The organism is Bradyrhizobium jicamae (assembly GCF_001440395.1).
In the GTDB taxonomy this organism is placed as follows: domain Bacteria; phylum Pseudomonadota; class Alphaproteobacteria; order Rhizobiales; family Xanthobacteraceae; genus Bradyrhizobium; species Bradyrhizobium jicamae.
In genome coordinates, this window is sequence record NZ_LLXZ01000027.1 from 22,024 (window position 1) to 38,650 (window position 16,627).

Below are 16,627 nucleotides of genomic sequence, written 5' to 3' on the forward strand. Positions count from 1 at the left end.
TGAAGACGAAACCGGAGAGCTGCTCGCCGAAATACTGCACCATATCGTTGCGCTCGAACTCGCCATGGACCAGCACGTCGAGCCCGATCTCCTCCTGCCAGCGCACGGTGCGCGCGGTTTCCTCCTTGAGGAACTGCTCGTACTGTGCGTCGGTCAGCTTCCCGTTCGCATGCGCGGCGCGGGCGTTGCGGACATCGGCGGTTTGCGGGAACGAGCCGATCGTCGTCGTCGGGAAGGCCGGTAAGCCGAAGCGCTTGCGCTGAATTTCCGCGCGGCTAGCAAAACCGCTGGTGCGCCGCCGCATGGCGTCGTCAATCGCCGCCATGCGCTTGGCAACCGCAGCGTCATGGATTTTCGGGGAGGTCTGGCGGGCTTTCGCGGCCTTGTCCGAGGCGGCGAGGGCGTCCGCGACGCCTGTTTCGCCCGCGAGTGCCTTCGCCAGCGTCGACAGCTCGGCGATCTTCTGCACGTAGAAGGCAAGCCAGCTTTTGACGTCCGGATCGAGACCGGTTTCGAGCTCGAGGTCGATCGGCGTATGCAGGAGCGAGCAGGAGGGGGCGATCTGCACGCGGCGCGCGCCGAGCTTTGCAATGACCGGCTTGCAGCCCTCGATCAGCGCCGACAGGTTGGAGCGCCAGACGTTGCGGCCGTCGATGACGCCGAGCGAGATCACGAGGTCGGCGCGGGCGCCGGCTTGGATCTGGCTCAGTTGTTGCGGCGCGCGGACCAGATCGACATGCAATCCAGCCACCGGAAGCGCCAGTGCGGTTGTGAGGTTGTCGCTGATCGCGCCGAAATAGGTGGCGAGCATGATCTTGATGCCCGGCACATCCTTGGCGCAGCGCGCATAGGCGCGCTGGAGCGCGTTCCGCTCGGTCTCGCTGAGATCGAGCACCAGGCAGGGCTCGTCGATCTGGACCCAGTCGGCGCCCCGCTTTGCCAGCTCCTGGAGAACCTCGACATAGACGGGCAGTAGGCCATCTAGCAGTGACACCGGATCGAACGCGGCATCGTGGCTCTTGCCGAGCTTCAGGAAGGTGACAGGACCGACCAGCACCGGGCGAGTCTGATAGCCGAGTGCTTTCGCCTCGTCATATTCCTCGATCGCCTTGTGCGAGGAAAGCTTGAAGGTCTGGCCCTTGTGAAATTCCGGGACCATGTAGTGGTAATTGGTGTCGAACCACTTGGTCATCTCCTGCGCGGTCGCGCCGTGACCATGATGGGCATGACCGCAGCTGACGTCGTGTGTGTCGCCTTGTGATCCACGCGCCATTGCAAAATAGGTCTCGAGAGAGACCGGGCCGCCCTTCCAACCGTATGCGTCGGGGATGGCGCCGACCATGACGCTGGTGTCCAGCACCTGGTCATAGAGCGAGAAGTCGTTCGACGGAATGATGGTGGCGCCGAGCGATTTCTGGCGTGCCCAGTTGGCAGCACGGAGCCCGGCTGCAGTTTCGAGAAGCTCTTTCTCGCTGATCTTGCCGGCCCAGAAGCCTTCGAGCGCGAGCTTGAGTTCGCGGCGCGGCCCGATGCGGGGCGTGCCAAGTGTTGCGACTGGAAGTGAAGGAGAAGTCATAGCTTTAACCCCATTATGGTGGGGGCAAAGGCCATGGCGGACGCTGGCAGGGCCGCCGCGGATGCGGCAGCTGCTTGGCGCACCACCGGGACACCCCGCCCGTGGACGATTATGTTGTCGGGGCAGGTCTCCTGGCTCGCGGGTCGTCGCCTGCATCCGGCCTTCCCGAAGCTTTCGCTTCAGTGACACTGATGGATACGGACTCACCGCTTACAGTTGCGGGGGCAGCGCCGGCATTGCGTCAGTCCGAACTGGACCGGGAGCGCACCGGCTTCCCTCTTAGCTCCGGATCAAGCGGGACCCGGAGAACCTCGACGGTTTCGATTATCTGCAACGATGGGGTGCCGTCAACCTCTCAGTTCACTTGTGTTGTGGCATACCGGACAGAACCATCGTTTGAACGATCGAGGAATCGGGCGCACATGAGCGTCGATTGACTCCGTGAGCCAGCCCGTTTCTCCGCTCATTCGCGATCCAGTGTGCCGAAGTCCAGATCAAAGCGGTTGGAAGAAGCTCGGCAGATCATCAAGGATTACGCGGGCGATCAGCTAGAGATCATGAGAAAGCTCTGACGACGCGTGAATTAAGGGCGCCGCAGTTGGCGGCCTCTTTCAATCGAGTACTTCATATTCAAAAGCCTCGCCTTCGGGACCGTTTTCCTCGAACGAGGTTTCCGTGCCCTCCAGTAGTGGCGAAGACCTTGACGTGCTCGCGAGCGCCGACCTGTTTGCTGGTCTTGGTGTAAATAAAGACATTCATATCGGCCCTCTCGATCTCAGGTCTATCCAAACCTAATCCGGAGAAATCTGCTGCTTCATTTGCATGACAATAATGGCCGTCATGGCGCACGCAATCAGGCAAGCCAACGCGATCAACAAAGCGCGCTGCTTTGAAGACGCGTTCGATGTTGAGATAGCTGTCACGCGCCCGCGCCGGCCCGAGCAGCACGGCCTCATCGGCCATGGCGAAGTACATCGCGTCGCGGTCGGCCTCGGAGTCTTCATTGATCTCTCTTGAGCTTCCTCCGCCCCCAGTGATGCTTTTCCTTGACACTGTAAACTCGTGGACGTGGCCACGGTTCAATGCCCGCATGACGCCGATCCGGGCCAATGTTGTCGGGCCGCCGTTCTCTGCAACAAGGATTAGCGCCTCCATCGCCGCCTGCAATTCCCGGACCCAAATGCTTCATTGCAAAGCGTGCCAAGCGAACTTCTTCAGCCGACACTTCAATGCCGTGCACCGCTGCAGCAAGGGTAGCGACGGTTCTAATGAAGGAGAAATCGATAGCCAATGTTGCCGGCTCGGCACCTTGCTTCGCTCGCGTCCGACTAAATTCGATTAGTCGCTCGCGTTTAAGCCGGGGCAATGCACTGTTCCCAATGCTTCCCTCAGGGCCTCCAACACGGCGGCCTTGGAGGGCGGGGAAGGCAGCCGACCTCATGCGTATCTTCGATGTGCAGGTCGATGACGTCACCGAAAGTTCGAGCCTGCACGGCGGCGGCGTGGTTTCGGTGAACCCTTACGATCGATATTGCGCTCCATATCGAGCGCCCAGTCGTCGCCATCCTTGCGGCGGCAAAAGGTCTCCGCCGCGTATCGGTTCTTACGACGGGACGACCCAACCGTCGTGACCCATCTGTAGTCCAGGTAGTGTGTTCGTGTCACACCGCGGAGTATAAGTATGCGGCCTAATTCGCAGCCAGCGTTGCCATGAATTGCTCCATCGAAGGTTGTGAAGCAGTTTGCATTTTGTGCAGGTCTTCGGGCTTTAGATTCGTATAGCGGCGGAGCATCCGCCAATCCTTATGCCCCGTCACCATGGCGACCTGCTGTATTGAGAAACCGGCTTCAAAGAGGCGGCTTGTGCCTTCATGTCGTAAATCGTGAAAACACAAATCGTCGAGATCGATAGCGTTGCATGACCGATGGAATGCAGCTCCAACGGATTTCGAGTGATGGGGGAACACCCGCCCGAGGCCGCGCGTGACAATACGTTGCTCGAGAATGATCTGCCATGCGTCGTAGCCTGTGGAATTGAGGAGAGGAACTATTTGATGATTTCCGTCCTTTCGTCGCGGGTCCTTGCGATCGCGGACGGTGACCGTTCGCTTCGTCATATCGACATCAGTCCATTCTATCCGACAAATCTCGGCCTGGCGCATTGCAGTCGCGACTGCGAAGCGGATAATTCTTCCGAGCGGTATAAACTGTAGGGGATTGCCTTCAACATATTCAATCAATCGATTCAGTTCGTCCTGCGTGGGACGGCGATCGCGCTCGTTTGATTTTCCCACGAGATCGAGGTGCTTCAGTGCAGCTCGCGCTAACTGAACACTCTCTACAGAAACTTCGATGCCGTGGACTGACGCAGCGTGCAGTAGGATGGTTCTAATGAAAGAGAGATCAATCGCAAGGGTTGCCGGCCCGGCTCCTTGCGCTGCTCGCTTCCGTCCGAACTCGATCAATCTTTCGCGGGTTATGTCTTTGAGATTTGCGCGTCCGAGAGAAGTCTTGAGCGCCTTGAGCACCATGGACTTGGATCGTCGTACAGGCTTACCAACCTGAGCAAGATCGTCGAGATGCAGCGCGATCAAGTCGGAAAAGACACGCGGCTGCTCATGAGGCCGGGAGCGTGGGGCAGGGCGGCCACGGTCGATTGAGCGCTCCGCCTCGATGGCCCACTCTTCGGCATCGCGTCGCCGGATGAAAGTGTTCGCAACGTATTGACGTTTCCTTCTGACCTGAACTCGCCAGCTGCCAGATTTCAGCTTCGTAAATGTCGGCATTTGCGTGTGCACTCCACCCCGAATTCGTGTGCGCTACGTGTGCACCGGGAGATCAAATGCGGTACAAACGTGTGCAATTTTGGCTAGATTGGAGTGCACACGTGTGCACTTGTTCCTGATCTAGTCCATTGAAATAGTAGGGTAAGTATTTGGAATATCAAGGCTATCGCTTTTCTGTGGCACCCATGATGGATTGGACCGACCGGCATTGCCGTGTCTTCCATCGTCTGATGGGCCGGCGTGCGCGGCTCTATACCGAGATGCTGACGACCGGCGCCATTATTCATGGCGATCGCAGGCGGCTGCTCGGGTTCGATGCCAGCGAGCATCCGTTGGCGCTGCAGCTCGGCGGGTCGGTTCCGGATGATCTCGCCATGGCTGCGAAGATCGGCGAAGACTTTGGCTACGATGAAATCAATCTCAATGTCGGCTGTCCCTCCGACCGGGTGAAGGACGGCCGCTTCGGCGCCTGCCTGATGGCGGAGCCGGCGCTGGTCGCCGACGGCGTTGCCGCGATGAAGCGCGCGGTCAGGATTCCCGTCACGGTGAAATGCCGGATCGGCATCGACGATCAGGATCCGGAAGTGGCGCTCGACGTGCTGGCGCGCGGTGTGGTCGCGGCCGGCGCGGATGCGCTGGTCGTGCATGCCCGAAAAGCCTGGCTCAACGGATTGTCCCCGAAGGAAAATCGCGACATCCCGCCGCTCGATTACGACAGGGTCTACCGGCTCAAGGCAGCGATGCCAGATGTGCCCGTCATCATCAATGGTGGCATCGGCAGCATTGCGGAGGCGAAGCGGCATCTGGACCATGTCGACGGCGTAATGCTGGGGCGGGCGGCCTATCAGGAGCCGTGGCGCCTGCTCGATGTCGATCCGGAATTGTTCGGCGAGGCGGCGCCTTGCACGACGATGAAGGACGTCTTCGAAGCGATGTTGCCCTACATCGAAGACCAGTTGTCCCAAGGCGCAAGGCTGCATGCGATGACGCGGCACTTCGTCGGCGCATTTCACGGCGTTCCCGGTGCGCGCGCCTTCCGCCGCCATCTCGCCGAGAAGGGCGTCAAGCCGGGCGCCGGTGTCGATGTGCTGCGCGATGCGGTTGCGCTGGTCGAGGATCGCGCGGCTGCGTTGGTCGCGGCGTAAACGTAGCGTTTTCGGTTCGCGTGAAGAAAACGCGTCAAAACTAAAACCCGGCTCCGGGGTCAGACTGTCCCGGAGCCGGACGTTCCGCATCGACGCCTCATCTCAGGAGGCGGGCTGTGCCACCTTGCGCAAGCCGGCCGTCGCTTCAAGGCTGTTGGAAGCGACCGCCGCCGGCCGCTTCGCCAGCAGGATGATCGCGCCGGCGGCGATCGCGGAGATGCCGATCGACAGGAACATCGGCGTCGGGCTCTGGTAGTATTGCTGGAGCGCGCCGGCGACGAACGGGCCGAGAATGGCGCCGACGCGCGCAACCCCGAGTTCCATGCCGACCGCGGTGGCACGCACGCCGGTCTCATAGGACGCCGCGGTAAAGTTGTTCAGCACGAACTGCGCGCCGATAATGAAGAAGCCGGCGGCGGCGACCGAGGTGATGTTGACGAGGTGGTCGTTCATCGCCACCAGCGACAGCACGGCGAGGCCGCCGAACGCCCACCAGGTTGCGATCAGCCCACGGCTATAGCCGGACCGGTCGACGAGGTGGCCGAGCACGAGGCCGCCGACGAACGACATGATCTGCATCAGCGCGCCGAAGCCGAAGCTGGCCGCAAAGGTTTCGCCACGTTGCATCATCACGGTCGGAATCCATCCCGACAGGCCGAAGATGCAGAACAGGCTGAGGAACGCCGACGCCCAGATCGCGAGCGTGGTCCGGCGATACTTGGTCTGAAGCAGCGTCGCGACCGAATTGACCGGCTTCTCGGACTCTCCCACAGCAATCTCGGCCGATTTGTAGGCATTGGCGCGCTCCGGACGGAGCTTGGTCAGCATGTCGCGGATTTCGTCGACGCGGCCCTGCAGTGCCAGAAACTTCGGCGATTCCGGCAGCATCAGGTGCATGAAGGGCAAGAGCAGGAACGACAGCGAGCCGATCCAATAGAGCGACGTCCAGCCGAATACCGGGGTCGCAAACACACCGGCGACACCGGCGAGCGTCCCGCCCAGCGCCCAGCCGAGGGCTACGCCCCACAGCGCAAACGTGTTCGCCACGCGCCGCGGCGCCAGCTCGTTGATGTAGGTGGTCGCAAGCGGCAGCAGCACGCCAAGCCCGATGCCGGTCAGGATCCGCAGGATGCAGAACGACAGGAACGAGTCCGCCGAGGTCGCGGTGAGCAAAGTGAAGATGCTGGTGATCCACAGACCCCCTAGCAGGGTGCCGCGGCGGCCGAACCGGTCGGCAATGATGCCGTGGATCGCAGCCCCGATCAGGAATCCGACCAGCCCGCTGGAGATCAAAAGTCCCGCCTGGCCGGCCTGAAGGCCCCATGGTTTTGCGACGTAATGAATGACGTAGGCCGGATTGAACGTGTCGTAGCCGTCGAACAGCGTCAGCAGTCCCATGATGGCGCCGAGGCGCCAGTGAAATTTTCCGACCTTTGCTTCGGCGAGCTCTTCATGAAGATCGATTGCCTGTGCGGCCATGGCCGTTTTCCCTCCCAAGATGGTGATTGTGTCGTGTGAGACCGCTTATTCCGCGGCTTGATGGATGCCGTTCCCGGCGACGGTGGTTTCGCCGAGATTGAGCTTGAACAGGTCGATGGCGTTGCGTCGGCCGATCTTCAAACGGTCGTTCTCGCTGATGCTGGCGCTGTTGAACCAGTCGGAAGCATGATCGACATTTTCGAACGGCCAGTCGACCGAGAACAGGATGCGGTCCGCGCCGATCTCCAGAATGGAATCGATCAGCGTTTGCGTGCGGAAATTGCCCGAGGTGGTCAGGAAGAAGTTGGCGTTGAAATAGTCGCAGATCTTCTTCTTGGCCTTGTGCTTCGGCGGCGCCTTGACCCAGCCGTTGCGATGATCGACGCGCCACATGCTGTAGGGCAGGCCTTCGCCCATGTGGCCGAGGATGATTTTCAGTTTCGGATAGGCATCGAACAGGCCCGATCCCATCAGGCGCAGCGCATGCACCGCGGTCTCCTGTCCGAACGCCCAGGTCGGGCCCATCAGCCACGGATGTCCTTCATAGATCGCGCAGTCTTCCGGCAAGGGATTGCGCGGGTGCAGGTAGAAGGGCAGGCCGGTCTCTTCGACCTTGGCCCAGAACGGCCAGTATTGCGGCAGGTCGTAATAGACGGGACGCTTGCCGTCGCCAATTTGCGAGAAGCCGTTGACCAGCGCGCCGCGGAAGCCGAGCGTGTTGATGCAGCGCTCGAGCTCCTTGATTGCGAGATCGGGATCCTGCATCGGCAGCGCGGCAAAGGCCTGAAACCGCGACGGCCGCTTCGCCACCTGCTCGGCAAGGAAGTCGTTGGCGCGGATCGCAATCGCGTTGGCGCGGGCGACATCGGGAATCGCCTGAACCGCCGGCGCGTTCAAGGACAGGATCATCATCTCGATGCCGTGCTGGTCCATCTGCGCCAGCCGCTTGTCCTGGATGTCAAGCAGGCGGTCCTTCAGTTCAGGCCAATAGGATTCCGGGACGAAGCCCGCTGAATCCATCAGCGTGTCCGGAATGGCGAAATGTTCCTCCAATGCGATCTTGCCCTGCATGTCGTCCTCGCTGATGTCTGATGTTGGTTAGTACTGTCCCTTAGTATTGACCTTGCGGCGTCAGCCCGAGCGCGAGCTGGCCGTACATGGTGCCGACGGCATCCCAGTTCATGCTGATATGGCGGCCGACGGCATTGGCATCGCGCCAGGCGCGCTGCACCGGATTGGAAAGATCGAGGCCGAGTCCGCCGGTCGAGGCGTTCAGCGCTTCGCTGGCGCGGATGGCGAGTGCGACCGAAAACGCCTGGCCGCGTCGGCTGACGATGCGGTCCTCGACCGAGACCGGGTTGCCGGCGCGGATCGTCGCTGCGCGATCCCTGAGGTCGCGCAGCAGCACTTCGCGCGCGGCATCGACGGAAGCGGTCGCTTCGGCGACGCGCAGCTGGATGGTTGGAAATTCCGCCATGCGGTTGTTGTGCCCGGCGACCGCGCCGCGGGTGATCCGCCTTGCGGTGGCGGCGAGATAGTCCTCCAGCGCGCCGGCGGCGGCGCCGACCGCGGCGGAAGCCAGGCAGGAGGGAATGTTCGACAGCATCGGGATCGAGAAGGCGGGATTGGCGGCATGGAGCGCGGCGCCCGGTGTCGTGCCGGATGTGGTGTCGGCGAACGACAACAGGCGGTGCGCCGGCACGAATACGTCCGATAGCACCAGTGTCTTGCTGCCGGTGCCGCTGAGGCCGACGACGTTCCAGGTATCGTCGATGACGTAATCGGACGCCGGCACCAGCAGGAACGCCGGCGCAAACTGGCCGCTGTCCGTCTTCGACGGCAACAGCGCCGCACACAACGACCATTGCGCGTTGTCGCAGCCGCTGGCGAACGACCAGCGGCCGGAGAGGCGATAGCCGCCCTCGACTTCGATGGCCTTGGTAGCCGGCGCATAGGAGCCGCAGGCTACCGCATCGGGATTCGCGTCCCAGACGTCGCGCTGCGCGGCTTCCGGAAATCCCGCGATCAGCCATTGATGGGCTGCGAGCAGGCCGCCGACCCACGCTGTCGAAGCGCAGCTTTTCGCGAGTTCGATGTTCAGTTCGACCAGCACGTCGAAATCATGCTCGTAGCCGCCGAACATCGCGGGCTTGACGATGTCGAAATAGCCGATGTGGCGCAGTGCCGTGATGTTCTCTTCCGGAACGCGGCCTGCCTTTTCGGTATTGTGGGCGCGCGCCTTGATCTGCGGCGCGATCTGCGCCACGCGGCTGCGCAACTCGGCAAGGTCGGGGCGAGGGGCGGGCTGTGCCGGCACGTCCTTCAACTGGGCGACTGATACCATTGGCTTGCTCCGTATCTTCGATTGTCTGAAAGGTGAGGGGGCCCGCGCGTTCACGCAGCCTGGCTGTCGTGGGGTACCGAGAAGCAGTAGGTCGCATCCTGGTAGATCAGGGGCTCGATCGGATCGCGGACGTTCACGGTCTCGGCTTCGCCGATGAAGATCGTGTGGGTGCCGTAGGGGACCGCTGCAGCCTTCTTGCAGAAGATGTTGATCTGGGCATCGGCGAGATAGGTGACGCCCTCGGCCGACGTCATCCACTGGCCGAGCTCGAACCGCTCTTCGGGCGGTACCGCGCCGCTGAATGCCGATGACAGGGAGATCTGGTCGCGGCGCAGCACGTTGACGCAGAACCGGCGCGCCAGGAGCATGATGTCGTGAAGCAGCGTCTGCTGGTTGACGCAGACGATCAGGGAAGGCGGGTCGAGCGACAGCGACGTTACCGCGGTGGCGGTCATGCCGTGACGACGGTTCTGGTCTGATGACGTAATGACCGACACGGCGGCGGGAAATCGCCGCAGCGCGCGCTTGAACGTTTCACGCAATTCGTCGGATGCCGAATCCAGCGACATGGTTTCCTCCACTGAACGATCCGCTCTTGTCCGGCGGCTTAACTTTCGAGAACAATAATTGCATTTGCAAATATCGGTCAAGCAGAAACTTTCAAATGCAACAATTGCCTTGAAAAGCGATCGGTGTGCAGTTATTGAAGGCTCGCAACAATTGCGACAGCACGGATTGCAAGACCTTGTACAGGCTGACGAATTCCTTTCCCTATCTGCTCAACCGCGTCGGCGTGCAGATGGGCGAACTGTTTTCCAGGCGTATTGCCGGCTACGGCGTGACCCTGCCGATGTATCGCGTGATGGCCGCGCTGTGGGAAACCGGCGATCAGCGACTCGGCGATCTCGCTGCGATGACGACGATCGAGATATCGACGTTGTCGCGCCTCGTCGGCGAGATGAAACGGCGCGGCCTCGTCACGCGTGCGCGGCTGAAGGACAACGGCCGCACCGTCGCGATCAACCTCACGCCGAAGGGGCGGACACTGGTCGAGGAGTTGATCCCGATTGCCATCCACTTCGAGGAGGTTGCGGTTCGCGATTTTCCGTCGAAGAGCATTTCAGACCTGAAGTCCGTTCTGGCCGAGATCTACGAGAGCCTGAAATCGCTCGAACCCGAGATCGAGGAAGCAAACAAGGTGCGCAAGGCGGCAAAGACGAAAGCCTGACGTCTCCGCGGACGTTCGACGAATCCGCTCGTGCAATGTTGAATCGCACAGTCGTGTCCGACCAATGGAATGCGACAGATCGTGCCGGGCGAGCTCTGCCAGCCTTTAGCTGCGCATGGCGGCGCGGAAGCCGACGAAGCTCAACGCGCCCGCCACGGCGACGGCAATCCAGCTTGCCCAGAAAGGCACATCAACGCCATTCAAGGTGACGGACCACCCCATCACAATCCGGATCAACTGCAAAAGTGCGATCAGTGCAAAGATGGCGGCGGCAAGCGTGCAAAAGGTTCTTATGGTCATTGCCCATCTCCGATGGCTCACGAGAATGTGCTTGTCCCTCGCCAAGGAGGACGAGAAACATCAAATCCATTGCATGAGCTAAATCCCGCTGGTTGGATAGCACTTCAATAATGAGCAGGCGACGCGTCGTCGCTTATTGTTGGCGAAGCCGGAGGTAGGCATGCAGTTGCTCAACGACATACATCACCTGACGTTTATCACCGCCGACATGAGCCGATTGATATGTTTCTACGAACGTATCTTCGGAGCGCGCGTCACGGTTGATCTCGAGGAGGAGGGGCTGCGCCACGCCTTCATCGAAGTGGGGCCGCACACTGTCCTGCACCCATTTCAGGTCCCTGGAATTGAACCTCCTTGCCACCAGCCCATGTTCAAGCGCGGGCGCCTCGACCACTTTGCGCTCAATGCCGCAAGCGAGGAGGCGTTCCGGGAAGTACGGCGGCGCCTCGTCGCCGAGGGCGTAAGTGATGGAACCGTTACAGACATGGGCTCGCTCCTCCTTCTTAGCTTCACTGACCCCGACGGAGGCGGCCATGAGGTAGTTTGGGTCAAGCCTGGTGTCCCTGTCGCGCAAGGGCTCAAGCGTTCCGAGTGGACGAAAGTCCAGCTGGATTAACATGCACGCAAGATGTGTACCCTGGGCCATACGACTGCCAAGGCATTTTCTCTTAATGGTTCGGACCTGCCATTATCACCTGACGGTGTCCCCTTCCGAGGGCAGACCGCACACCTCGGTCACGAGGCCAAACTTCCGAAAGTGGACCCTGGCTGTGTGAAAACGTGAATCCTTGCGAACGCCGGAGAATGTGTTGCTCCGCAGCTCAGTATGCTCCTTCACCCTCCCAGAAAGGGCGCGTGGAGGAATGCTTTTCTCCGCGATTTGCTTGCCGCTGCGTTTGTACACAAGCAAGACCCTAAGCTGACATCGAGCGGCGCACGGCCATTCGCTTAAACGTGAACCCCTTCACACTTGCAATCCGCCGGTCGTCCTAGGCTTATCCAACTAACGCTGGGGCTGTTCTCAAAGAGTGGAGGAAGCTGCAATGCGTGAACCAAACCTTGAAAAGTTGAACGCGCTCGTAGGAAAGCTGGTCGGCGACCTCGGCATCTCACTCGGCGGCGCGAGCATACTGCTCGGCGATCGCCTCGGGCTCTACAAGGCGATGGCGGATGGTGCGGTGGTCACTCCGTCCGAGCTTGCCAAGAAGACCGGTCTGCATGAACGTTATGTGCGCGAATGGCTGTCCGGGCAGGCTGCCTCTGGGTACATCGATTACCACCCCGAAAAAAATGCTTTCTCACTCTCGGCGGAGCAAGCCATGGCGTTCGCCGAGGAAGGGTCGCCTGCCTTCTTTGCCGGTGCATTCGATGTCGTGCAGGCCACCTATCTCGATGAACCGAAGGTCGCGGAAGCGTTTCGAACCGGGAAAGGCGTTGGCTGGCACGAGCATTCGAAGTGTCTTTTCTCCGGCACCGAACGCTTCTTCAGGCCGGGCTATAACGCCAATCTGGTGTCGAACTGGATTCCGACGCTCGAAGGCGTTGAGGCGAAACTGAAAGCTGGCGCCAGGGTAGCCGATGTCGGATGCGGACACGGCGCCTCTACGATTGTGATGGCGCAGGCCTATCCCAATTCAGAGTTCTTCGGATTCGATTACCACAAGCCTTCCATTGAACGCGCGAAGGTCCTGGCGCAGGAAGCGGGAGTTGGCGACCGCATCACGTTCGCGCAGGCCAGTGCCAAGGATTTTCCGGCGAAAGATTATGACCTGGTGGCGTTCTTCGATTGCCTGCATGACATGGGCGACCCCGTGGGTGCCGGCAAGCATGTCAAGGAAACGTTGGCCAAGGATGGGTCGTGGATGATCGTCGAGCCGTTCGCTCATGACAATCTCAAGGACAATCTCAACCCGGTCGGATGCGTCTACTATCACGCCTCGACATTCATCTGTACGCCGGCATCACTCTCTCAGGAGGTGGGCTTGGGGCTCGGTGCGCAGGCGGGCGAAAGCAGATTGCGGCAGGTGGCAACTGAAGCGGGTTTCAAGCGCTTCCGCCGCGCGAGCGAGACGCCGTTCAACATGATCTTCGAAGTACGTTCCTGACCGATTAGGGCTACGCATCAGTCCGGATGCTTGCAGGCAATGCGGCTCAGAGCCCTGCATTCACTCCGGACTGATGTGCTTAGTGGCCCATCGCGTCGGTAAATGCCCTAATTCGCTGCCGCGCGACGCTTGCTACGGCCGCCTGCGACGTCGGGATAGCCGTGCAGCATCACCTTGTCGGCCTGCACGCCCCAGCTTTCCAGCCGGTCCAGAAAACTCATGCCGAGCAGGTTGGTCTTCATCTGCCCGCGCGGCACCACCAGTGCCGGGATCGATTTCTCGACGAGCTGACCTACCGCAAGGCGATCGAGCGTCAGCCGCGCCGCCTTGGTGTGGCCACCGGCGGTTTCGACGTCGACATTATATTCGAGCATCTCGATCGGCAGGCCGATCGCCTTGGCCGTCTCCCAGGTCAGCACCACCGAGGTCGCGCCGGTGTCGATCACCATCGGCGCCTTGACGCCATTGATCTTGGCGTGGAGCGCGAATTCGCCGGCTCTGCCGCGCGCGATCTCGACGGCAGGCGCGGGCTCCAGGCTGCGTTGCCTCAGCATTTTCGATACCGAGTTGCCGGCGCGCGCGATCTGGTCGGGATCGCCATAGGCGACAACGGCGCCGGCGGTGGCTGCGAGCATCGCCAGAACGAGCATGACGCGGATCACCTGGCGCCTCCGCTGGCTTGTCCGGCGATCAGCCGCGTTCGGCGCGCGGTGGTATCGGCGCCAGACCTGCGTCGGCCATGCGCGCCGCAAGCCCTTCCATCACGGCCAGACGTTCCGCGGTCTCCATGCGGTGCCAGCGCGCGATCTCCGGCAACGTCCGTCCGCAGCCGAAGCAGAGTTTGGTCTTGGGATCCATCATACAGACTGCGATACACGGCGTTTCTTTGCTCATTCGCTGATAGTGAAGTGATTTACATCCCTTGCGCAAGCGCTTGTGGCTACAGTCCGGTGCCGGCACTCATGATCGGTTTGTGACGCGCCCGCCGCTTTTCGTCGGCCGCTGAGACGGCGGGTTCCGGCTGCAGGGGCGGGGCCTCCTCGGCCATCGGCGCCAGCGCGCTCATCACGCGCTCCGGCGGGAAGGTGACGATGACTTCGGTGCCAATTCTGAGTTTCGATTTCAGCGTGAAGGTGCCGCCATGCATGTCGATCAGGCTCTTGGCGATCGGAAGGCCCAGGCCCGCGCCCTGTTCGGCCGACTTGATCGAGTTGGAGCCCTGGCCGAATGACGCCAGCACGACCGGGATCTCGTCTTCGGCAATGCCCGAGCCGGTATCCTTGACGCTCAGATATTGCCCGCCGGAAGCGGTCCAGCCGACCTTGAGCCAGATATCGCCGCCTTGCGGGGTGAACTTGATCGAGTTGGATATGAGATTGAGCACGACCTGACGCGTGGCACGCTCGTCGCCCCAGATGCGGGGCATGCCGTGCTCGAACACCTCGTGGATAGTGATGCCGCGGCTGCTCGCGCGCAGCTTGAGCAGATGATGGCAGTCGGCGACGACGTGCACGAGCGCCACCGCTTCCTCGTTGAGTTCGTAGCGGCCGGCCTCGATCCGCGACAGATCGAGAATTTCGTTGATGAGATTGAGCAGGTGGACGCCGGAATGATGGATGTCGGCGGAATATTCCTTGTAGACCGTTACCGCGTGCGCGCCGAAGATTTCGCTCTTCATCACCTCGGAGAAACCGAGGATCGCGTTCAGCGGCGTGCGCAGTTCGTGGCTCATCTGCGCCAGAAAGCGCGATTTGGCCACGTTGGCGGATTCGGCGCGGTGCCGCGCCTCGTCCGAGATCGCCTTGGCCTGTTCGAGCTCACCGATCAGCGCGTCCTTTTCGGCGCGCGCTTCCAGGGTCTGCAGCGTCGTCGAATGAAGCTGATGGGCCAGCAGGGCAAAATAGCATTCGGCGGCGACCGCCAGCAGCGCGAGGGCGTAATTGTCGAAAGTGCCGCCCATCACGAAGTTGAGCGCGATCGCGGCCGTCACCGGCGCGGTTGCCGCCACCGCCGCGATCGGCAGTGTCGCCGCCAGCATGCTCGACACTGCAATCACCAGCAGCATCAGGAACATCATCATCGTGTTCGAGACGGTATCGAGGCCGGCCGGATGCAGCAGGATCGCGGTCCAGCACAGGCCGTAGAGCAGGTCGAGCAGTACGAACCGCGTCTGCCATTTGCGCGTCTCGGCGAGCGTGGGCTGCTCGCGAAGGAAACGCTTGCAGTTGCGGATGATGGCGGCATGGATGCACAGCATGCCGACGGTCCAGACCGTGGCCGGCACGACATACTTCCAGAGGCCGAACAGCACGCCGGTCGAAACCACCAGCAGCATGACGACGAAGGAAGCCGAGACCCGGGTCTGCGCGTATTGCCGGAGCAGTTCGGTATCGAAGGCGGGACGGGTGCCGCTGGTCGACGTTAACCGATCGCGCGCCTCGCGCACTCGTTGTGCTGCCACGCGCCGCGTATTCACCGGTGGTGCGACCTGCGCTTCCGCCGGAAGCTGGACAACCTCAGGCTTTTCTGCGGCGTTACTCATCGAACAACACAAATCCTGCCCGCGAACCGCGCGGGCTTTTGCATTGTCTATCTGTGCCGCGAAATCATTAAGCGATGACTTAAAGAGCTAAAAATTCTCGTTAACGGGAAGTTAAAATTAACCAGTCGAGTGGAGGGAACCCCCGCTTCCGACAGGACAAGAAGCGGGGGTCTGGCTCGTCGCCTTAACCTGTTTCTTTAACTCAGCGCTCCAGCCGGGCCAAAAGGCTCGACGTATCCCAGCGCTTGCCGCCCATCTTCTCGACCTCGGCGTAGAACTGGTCGACGAGTGCGGTCACCGGCAGGTTGGCGCCGTTGCGGCGGGCCTCCGCGATGCAGATCGAGAGGTCCTTGCGCATCCATTCCACAGCAAAGCCGAAGTCGAACTTGTCGTCATTCATGGTCTTGTAGCGGTTCTCCATCTGCCAGGACTGTGCCGCGCCCTTGGAGATGGTCTCGATCACGGAAGGAACGTCCAGCCCTGACTTCTTGGCGAAATGGATCCCCTCCGACAGGCCCTGGACCAGGCCCGCGATGCAGATCTGGTTGACCATCTTGGTGAGCTGGCCGGCGCCGGCCGGCCCGAGCAGTTTGCACATCCTGGCGTAGGCGCCGGAAATGATCGGCTCGGCAGCGGCATAGGCGTCTTCCTTGCCACCGCACATCACCGTCAGCACGCCGTTTTCCGCACCCGCCTGACCGCCCGACACCGGCGCGTCGATGAACTTGAAGCCCGCCTTGACGGCGGCGGCATCAAGCTCGCGGGCGACCTCGGCGGAGGCTGTGGTGTGGTCGACGAATATGGCGCCCTTCTTCATGCCGGCAAACGCGCCGTCGGTGCCGATCGTGACCGCGCGCAGGTCGTTGTCATTGCCGACACAGCACATCACGAAGTCCTGGCCTTCGGCGGCGGCCTTCGGCGTCGGCGCGGCCCGCCCGCCGAACTTGTCCGCCCACTCCTTCGCCTTGGCTCCGGTCCGGTTGTACACGGTCACCTCATGGCTGCCTTTTTTCACCAGATGTCCTGCCATGGGGAAACCCATTACGCCGAGACCGAGAAAAGCGACTTTAGCCATGTGTGATACCTTGGAGTTTTCGCCGGCGACGTTGGGCCGGCCGGACG

At 61.4% G+C, this 16,627-nt stretch carries 16 protein-coding genes and 1 riboswitch; of the genes, 4 read left to right on the plus strand and 12 right to left on the minus strand.

The features are described 5' to 3' along the window. From metE to CQ12_RS04690, 3 genes are all read right to left on the minus strand, one after another. Positions 1-1,576: 5-methyltetrahydropteroyltriglutamate--homocysteine S-methyltransferase (gene metE, locus CQ12_RS04680; protein WP_245309732.1), on the minus strand; the 1,576-nt coding region annotated here is incomplete at its 3' end. A gap of 104 nt (positions 1,577-1,680) precedes the next feature. Next, positions 1,681-1,905: riboswitch (cobalamin riboswitch) on the minus strand. A gap of 301 nt (positions 1,906-2,206) precedes the next feature. Then, on the minus strand, positions 2,207-2,731 hold the full coding sequence (locus CQ12_RS47570; protein ID WP_430642182.1) for a biotin carboxylase N-terminal domain-containing protein: 525 nt from the start codon (positions 2,729-2,731) through the stop codon (positions 2,207-2,209). 533 nt (positions 2,732-3,264) lie between these two features. Beyond that, positions 3,265-4,362, minus strand: a complete 1,098-nt coding sequence (locus CQ12_RS04690) for an integrase (RefSeq protein WP_057834195.1) — start codon at positions 4,360-4,362, stop codon at positions 3,265-3,267. Positions 4,363-4,511: 149 nt separating this feature from the next. On the opposite strand from CQ12_RS04690, the gene dusA reads away from it, so the two are divergent. After that, positions 4,512-5,507 carry a tRNA dihydrouridine(20/20a) synthase DusA gene (gene dusA, locus CQ12_RS04695; RefSeq protein WP_283807350.1) on the plus strand — a complete coding sequence of 332 codons (996 nt, stop codon included), beginning with the start codon at positions 4,512-4,514 and terminating at the stop codon, positions 5,505-5,507. A 102-nt stretch (positions 5,508-5,609) separates the two neighbouring features. Here the strand turns inward: dusA and CQ12_RS04700 are convergent, their stop codons facing one another. From CQ12_RS04700 to CQ12_RS04715, 4 genes are read right to left on the minus strand one after another with little or no spacing between them, the layout of a single operon-like run. Next, positions 5,610-6,986, minus strand: coding sequence for an MFS transporter (locus CQ12_RS04700; RefSeq protein WP_057834196.1), 1,377 nt, complete (start codon positions 6,984-6,986; stop codon positions 5,610-5,612). Positions 6,987-7,031: 45 nt separating this feature from the next. Next, on the minus strand, positions 7,032-8,057 hold the full coding sequence (locus CQ12_RS04705) for an amidohydrolase family protein (protein WP_057834197.1): 1,026 nt from the start codon (positions 8,055-8,057) through the stop codon (positions 7,032-7,034). A 40-nt stretch (positions 8,058-8,097) separates the two neighbouring features. After that, positions 8,098-9,330: an acyl-CoA dehydrogenase family protein gene (locus tag CQ12_RS04710; RefSeq protein ID WP_057834198.1), complete on the minus strand. Its 1,233-nt coding sequence runs from the start codon at positions 9,328-9,330 to the stop codon at positions 8,098-8,100. Positions 9,331-9,380: 50 nt separating this feature from the next. Then, positions 9,381-9,899 (minus strand): flavin reductase family protein, encoded by a 519-nt coding sequence (locus CQ12_RS04715; protein WP_057834199.1) that lies wholly within the window; start codon positions 9,897-9,899, stop codon positions 9,381-9,383. A gap of 176 nt (positions 9,900-10,075) precedes the next feature. On the opposite strand from CQ12_RS04715, the gene CQ12_RS04720 reads away from it, so the two are divergent. Continuing rightward, the gene (locus tag CQ12_RS04720; protein WP_063799674.1) at positions 10,076-10,558 is read left to right on the plus strand and encodes a MarR family winged helix-turn-helix transcriptional regulator; all 483 of its coding nucleotides are present in this window, start codon (positions 10,076-10,078) and stop codon (positions 10,556-10,558) included. Positions 10,559-10,663: 105 nt separating this feature from the next. On the opposite strand, the gene CQ12_RS43395 is transcribed toward CQ12_RS04720, so the two are convergent. Continuing rightward, entirely contained in the window at positions 10,664-10,858 is a 195-nt protein-coding gene (locus CQ12_RS43395) for a hypothetical protein (protein ID WP_157088004.1), read from the minus strand. A 208-nt stretch (positions 10,859-11,066) separates the two neighbouring features. On the opposite strand from CQ12_RS43395, the gene CQ12_RS47575 reads away from it, so the two are divergent. Beyond that, positions 11,067-11,474, plus strand: a complete 408-nt coding sequence (locus CQ12_RS47575; protein ID WP_430642185.1) for a VOC family protein — start codon at positions 11,067-11,069, stop codon at positions 11,472-11,474. A 427-nt stretch (positions 11,475-11,901) separates the two neighbouring features. Next, positions 11,902-12,963, plus strand: a complete 1,062-nt coding sequence (locus tag CQ12_RS04735) for a class I SAM-dependent methyltransferase (protein WP_057834202.1) — start codon at positions 11,902-11,904, stop codon at positions 12,961-12,963. A 107-nt stretch (positions 12,964-13,070) separates the two neighbouring features. Here CQ12_RS04735 and CQ12_RS04740 read toward each other — a convergent pair whose 3' ends face one another. From CQ12_RS04740 to CQ12_RS04755, 4 genes are all read right to left on the minus strand, one after another. Further along, the gene (locus CQ12_RS04740; protein ID WP_057834203.1) at positions 13,071-13,625 is read right to left on the minus strand and encodes a TIGR02281 family clan AA aspartic protease; all 555 of its coding nucleotides are present in this window, start codon (positions 13,623-13,625) and stop codon (positions 13,071-13,073) included. Positions 13,626-13,653: 28 nt separating this feature from the next. Beyond that, a complete protein-coding gene (locus CQ12_RS04745; protein WP_057834204.1) occupies positions 13,654-13,857 on the minus strand; it encodes a DUF1289 domain-containing protein in 204 nt (67 codons plus the stop codon). Positions 13,858-13,903: 46 nt separating this feature from the next. Further along, positions 13,904-15,505, minus strand: coding sequence for a sensor histidine kinase (locus CQ12_RS04750; protein ID WP_057834205.1), 1,602 nt, complete (start codon positions 15,503-15,505; stop codon positions 13,904-13,906). Positions 15,506-15,707: 202 nt separating this feature from the next. After that, on the minus strand, positions 15,708-16,580 hold the full coding sequence (locus CQ12_RS04755; protein ID WP_057834206.1) for an NAD(P)-dependent oxidoreductase: 873 nt from the start codon (positions 16,578-16,580) through the stop codon (positions 15,708-15,710). Positions 16,581-16,627 lie beyond the last annotated feature (47 nt).

What these genes read in the sequence shown, in the direction of transcription:
- CQ12_RS47570 (WP_430642182.1), bottom strand. Translation starts at nt 2,731, where the DNA reads ATGGAGGCGCTAATCCTTGTTGCAGAGAACGGCGGCCCGACAACATTG.
- CQ12_RS04690 (WP_057834195.1), bottom strand. Translation starts at nt 4,362, where the DNA reads ATGCCGACATTTACGAAGCTGAAATCTGGCAGCTGGCGAGTTCAGGTC.
- CQ12_RS04700 (WP_057834196.1), bottom strand. Translation starts at nt 6,986, where the DNA reads ATGGCCGCACAGGCAATCGATCTTCATGAAGAGCTCGCCGAAGCAAAG.
- CQ12_RS04705 (WP_057834197.1), bottom strand. Translation starts at nt 8,057, where the DNA reads ATGCAGGGCAAGATCGCATTGGAGGAACATTTCGCCATTCCGGACACG.
- CQ12_RS04710 (WP_057834198.1), bottom strand. Translation starts at nt 9,330, where the DNA reads ATGGTATCAGTCGCCCAGTTGAAGGACGTGCCGGCACAGCCCGCCCCT.
- CQ12_RS04715 (WP_057834199.1), bottom strand. Translation starts at nt 9,899, where the DNA reads ATGTCGCTGGATTCGGCATCCGACGAATTGCGTGAAACGTTCAAGCGC.
- CQ12_RS43395 (WP_157088004.1), bottom strand. Translation starts at nt 10,858, where the DNA reads ATGACCATAAGAACCTTTTGCACGCTTGCCGCCGCCATCTTTGCACTG.
- CQ12_RS47575 (WP_430642185.1), top strand. Translation starts at nt 11,067, where the DNA reads ATGAGCCGATTGATATGTTTCTACGAACGTATCTTCGGAGCGCGCGTC.
- CQ12_RS04735 (WP_057834202.1), top strand. Translation starts at nt 11,902, where the DNA reads ATGCGTGAACCAAACCTTGAAAAGTTGAACGCGCTCGTAGGAAAGCTG.
- CQ12_RS04745 (WP_057834204.1), bottom strand. Translation starts at nt 13,857, where the DNA reads ATGAGCAAAGAAACGCCGTGTATCGCAGTCTGTATGATGGATCCCAAG.
- CQ12_RS04750 (WP_057834205.1), bottom strand. Translation starts at nt 15,505, where the DNA reads ATGAGTAACGCCGCAGAAAAGCCTGAGGTTGTCCAGCTTCCGGCGGAA.
- CQ12_RS04755 (WP_057834206.1), bottom strand. Translation starts at nt 16,580, where the DNA reads ATGGCTAAAGTCGCTTTTCTCGGTCTCGGCGTAATGGGTTTCCCCATG.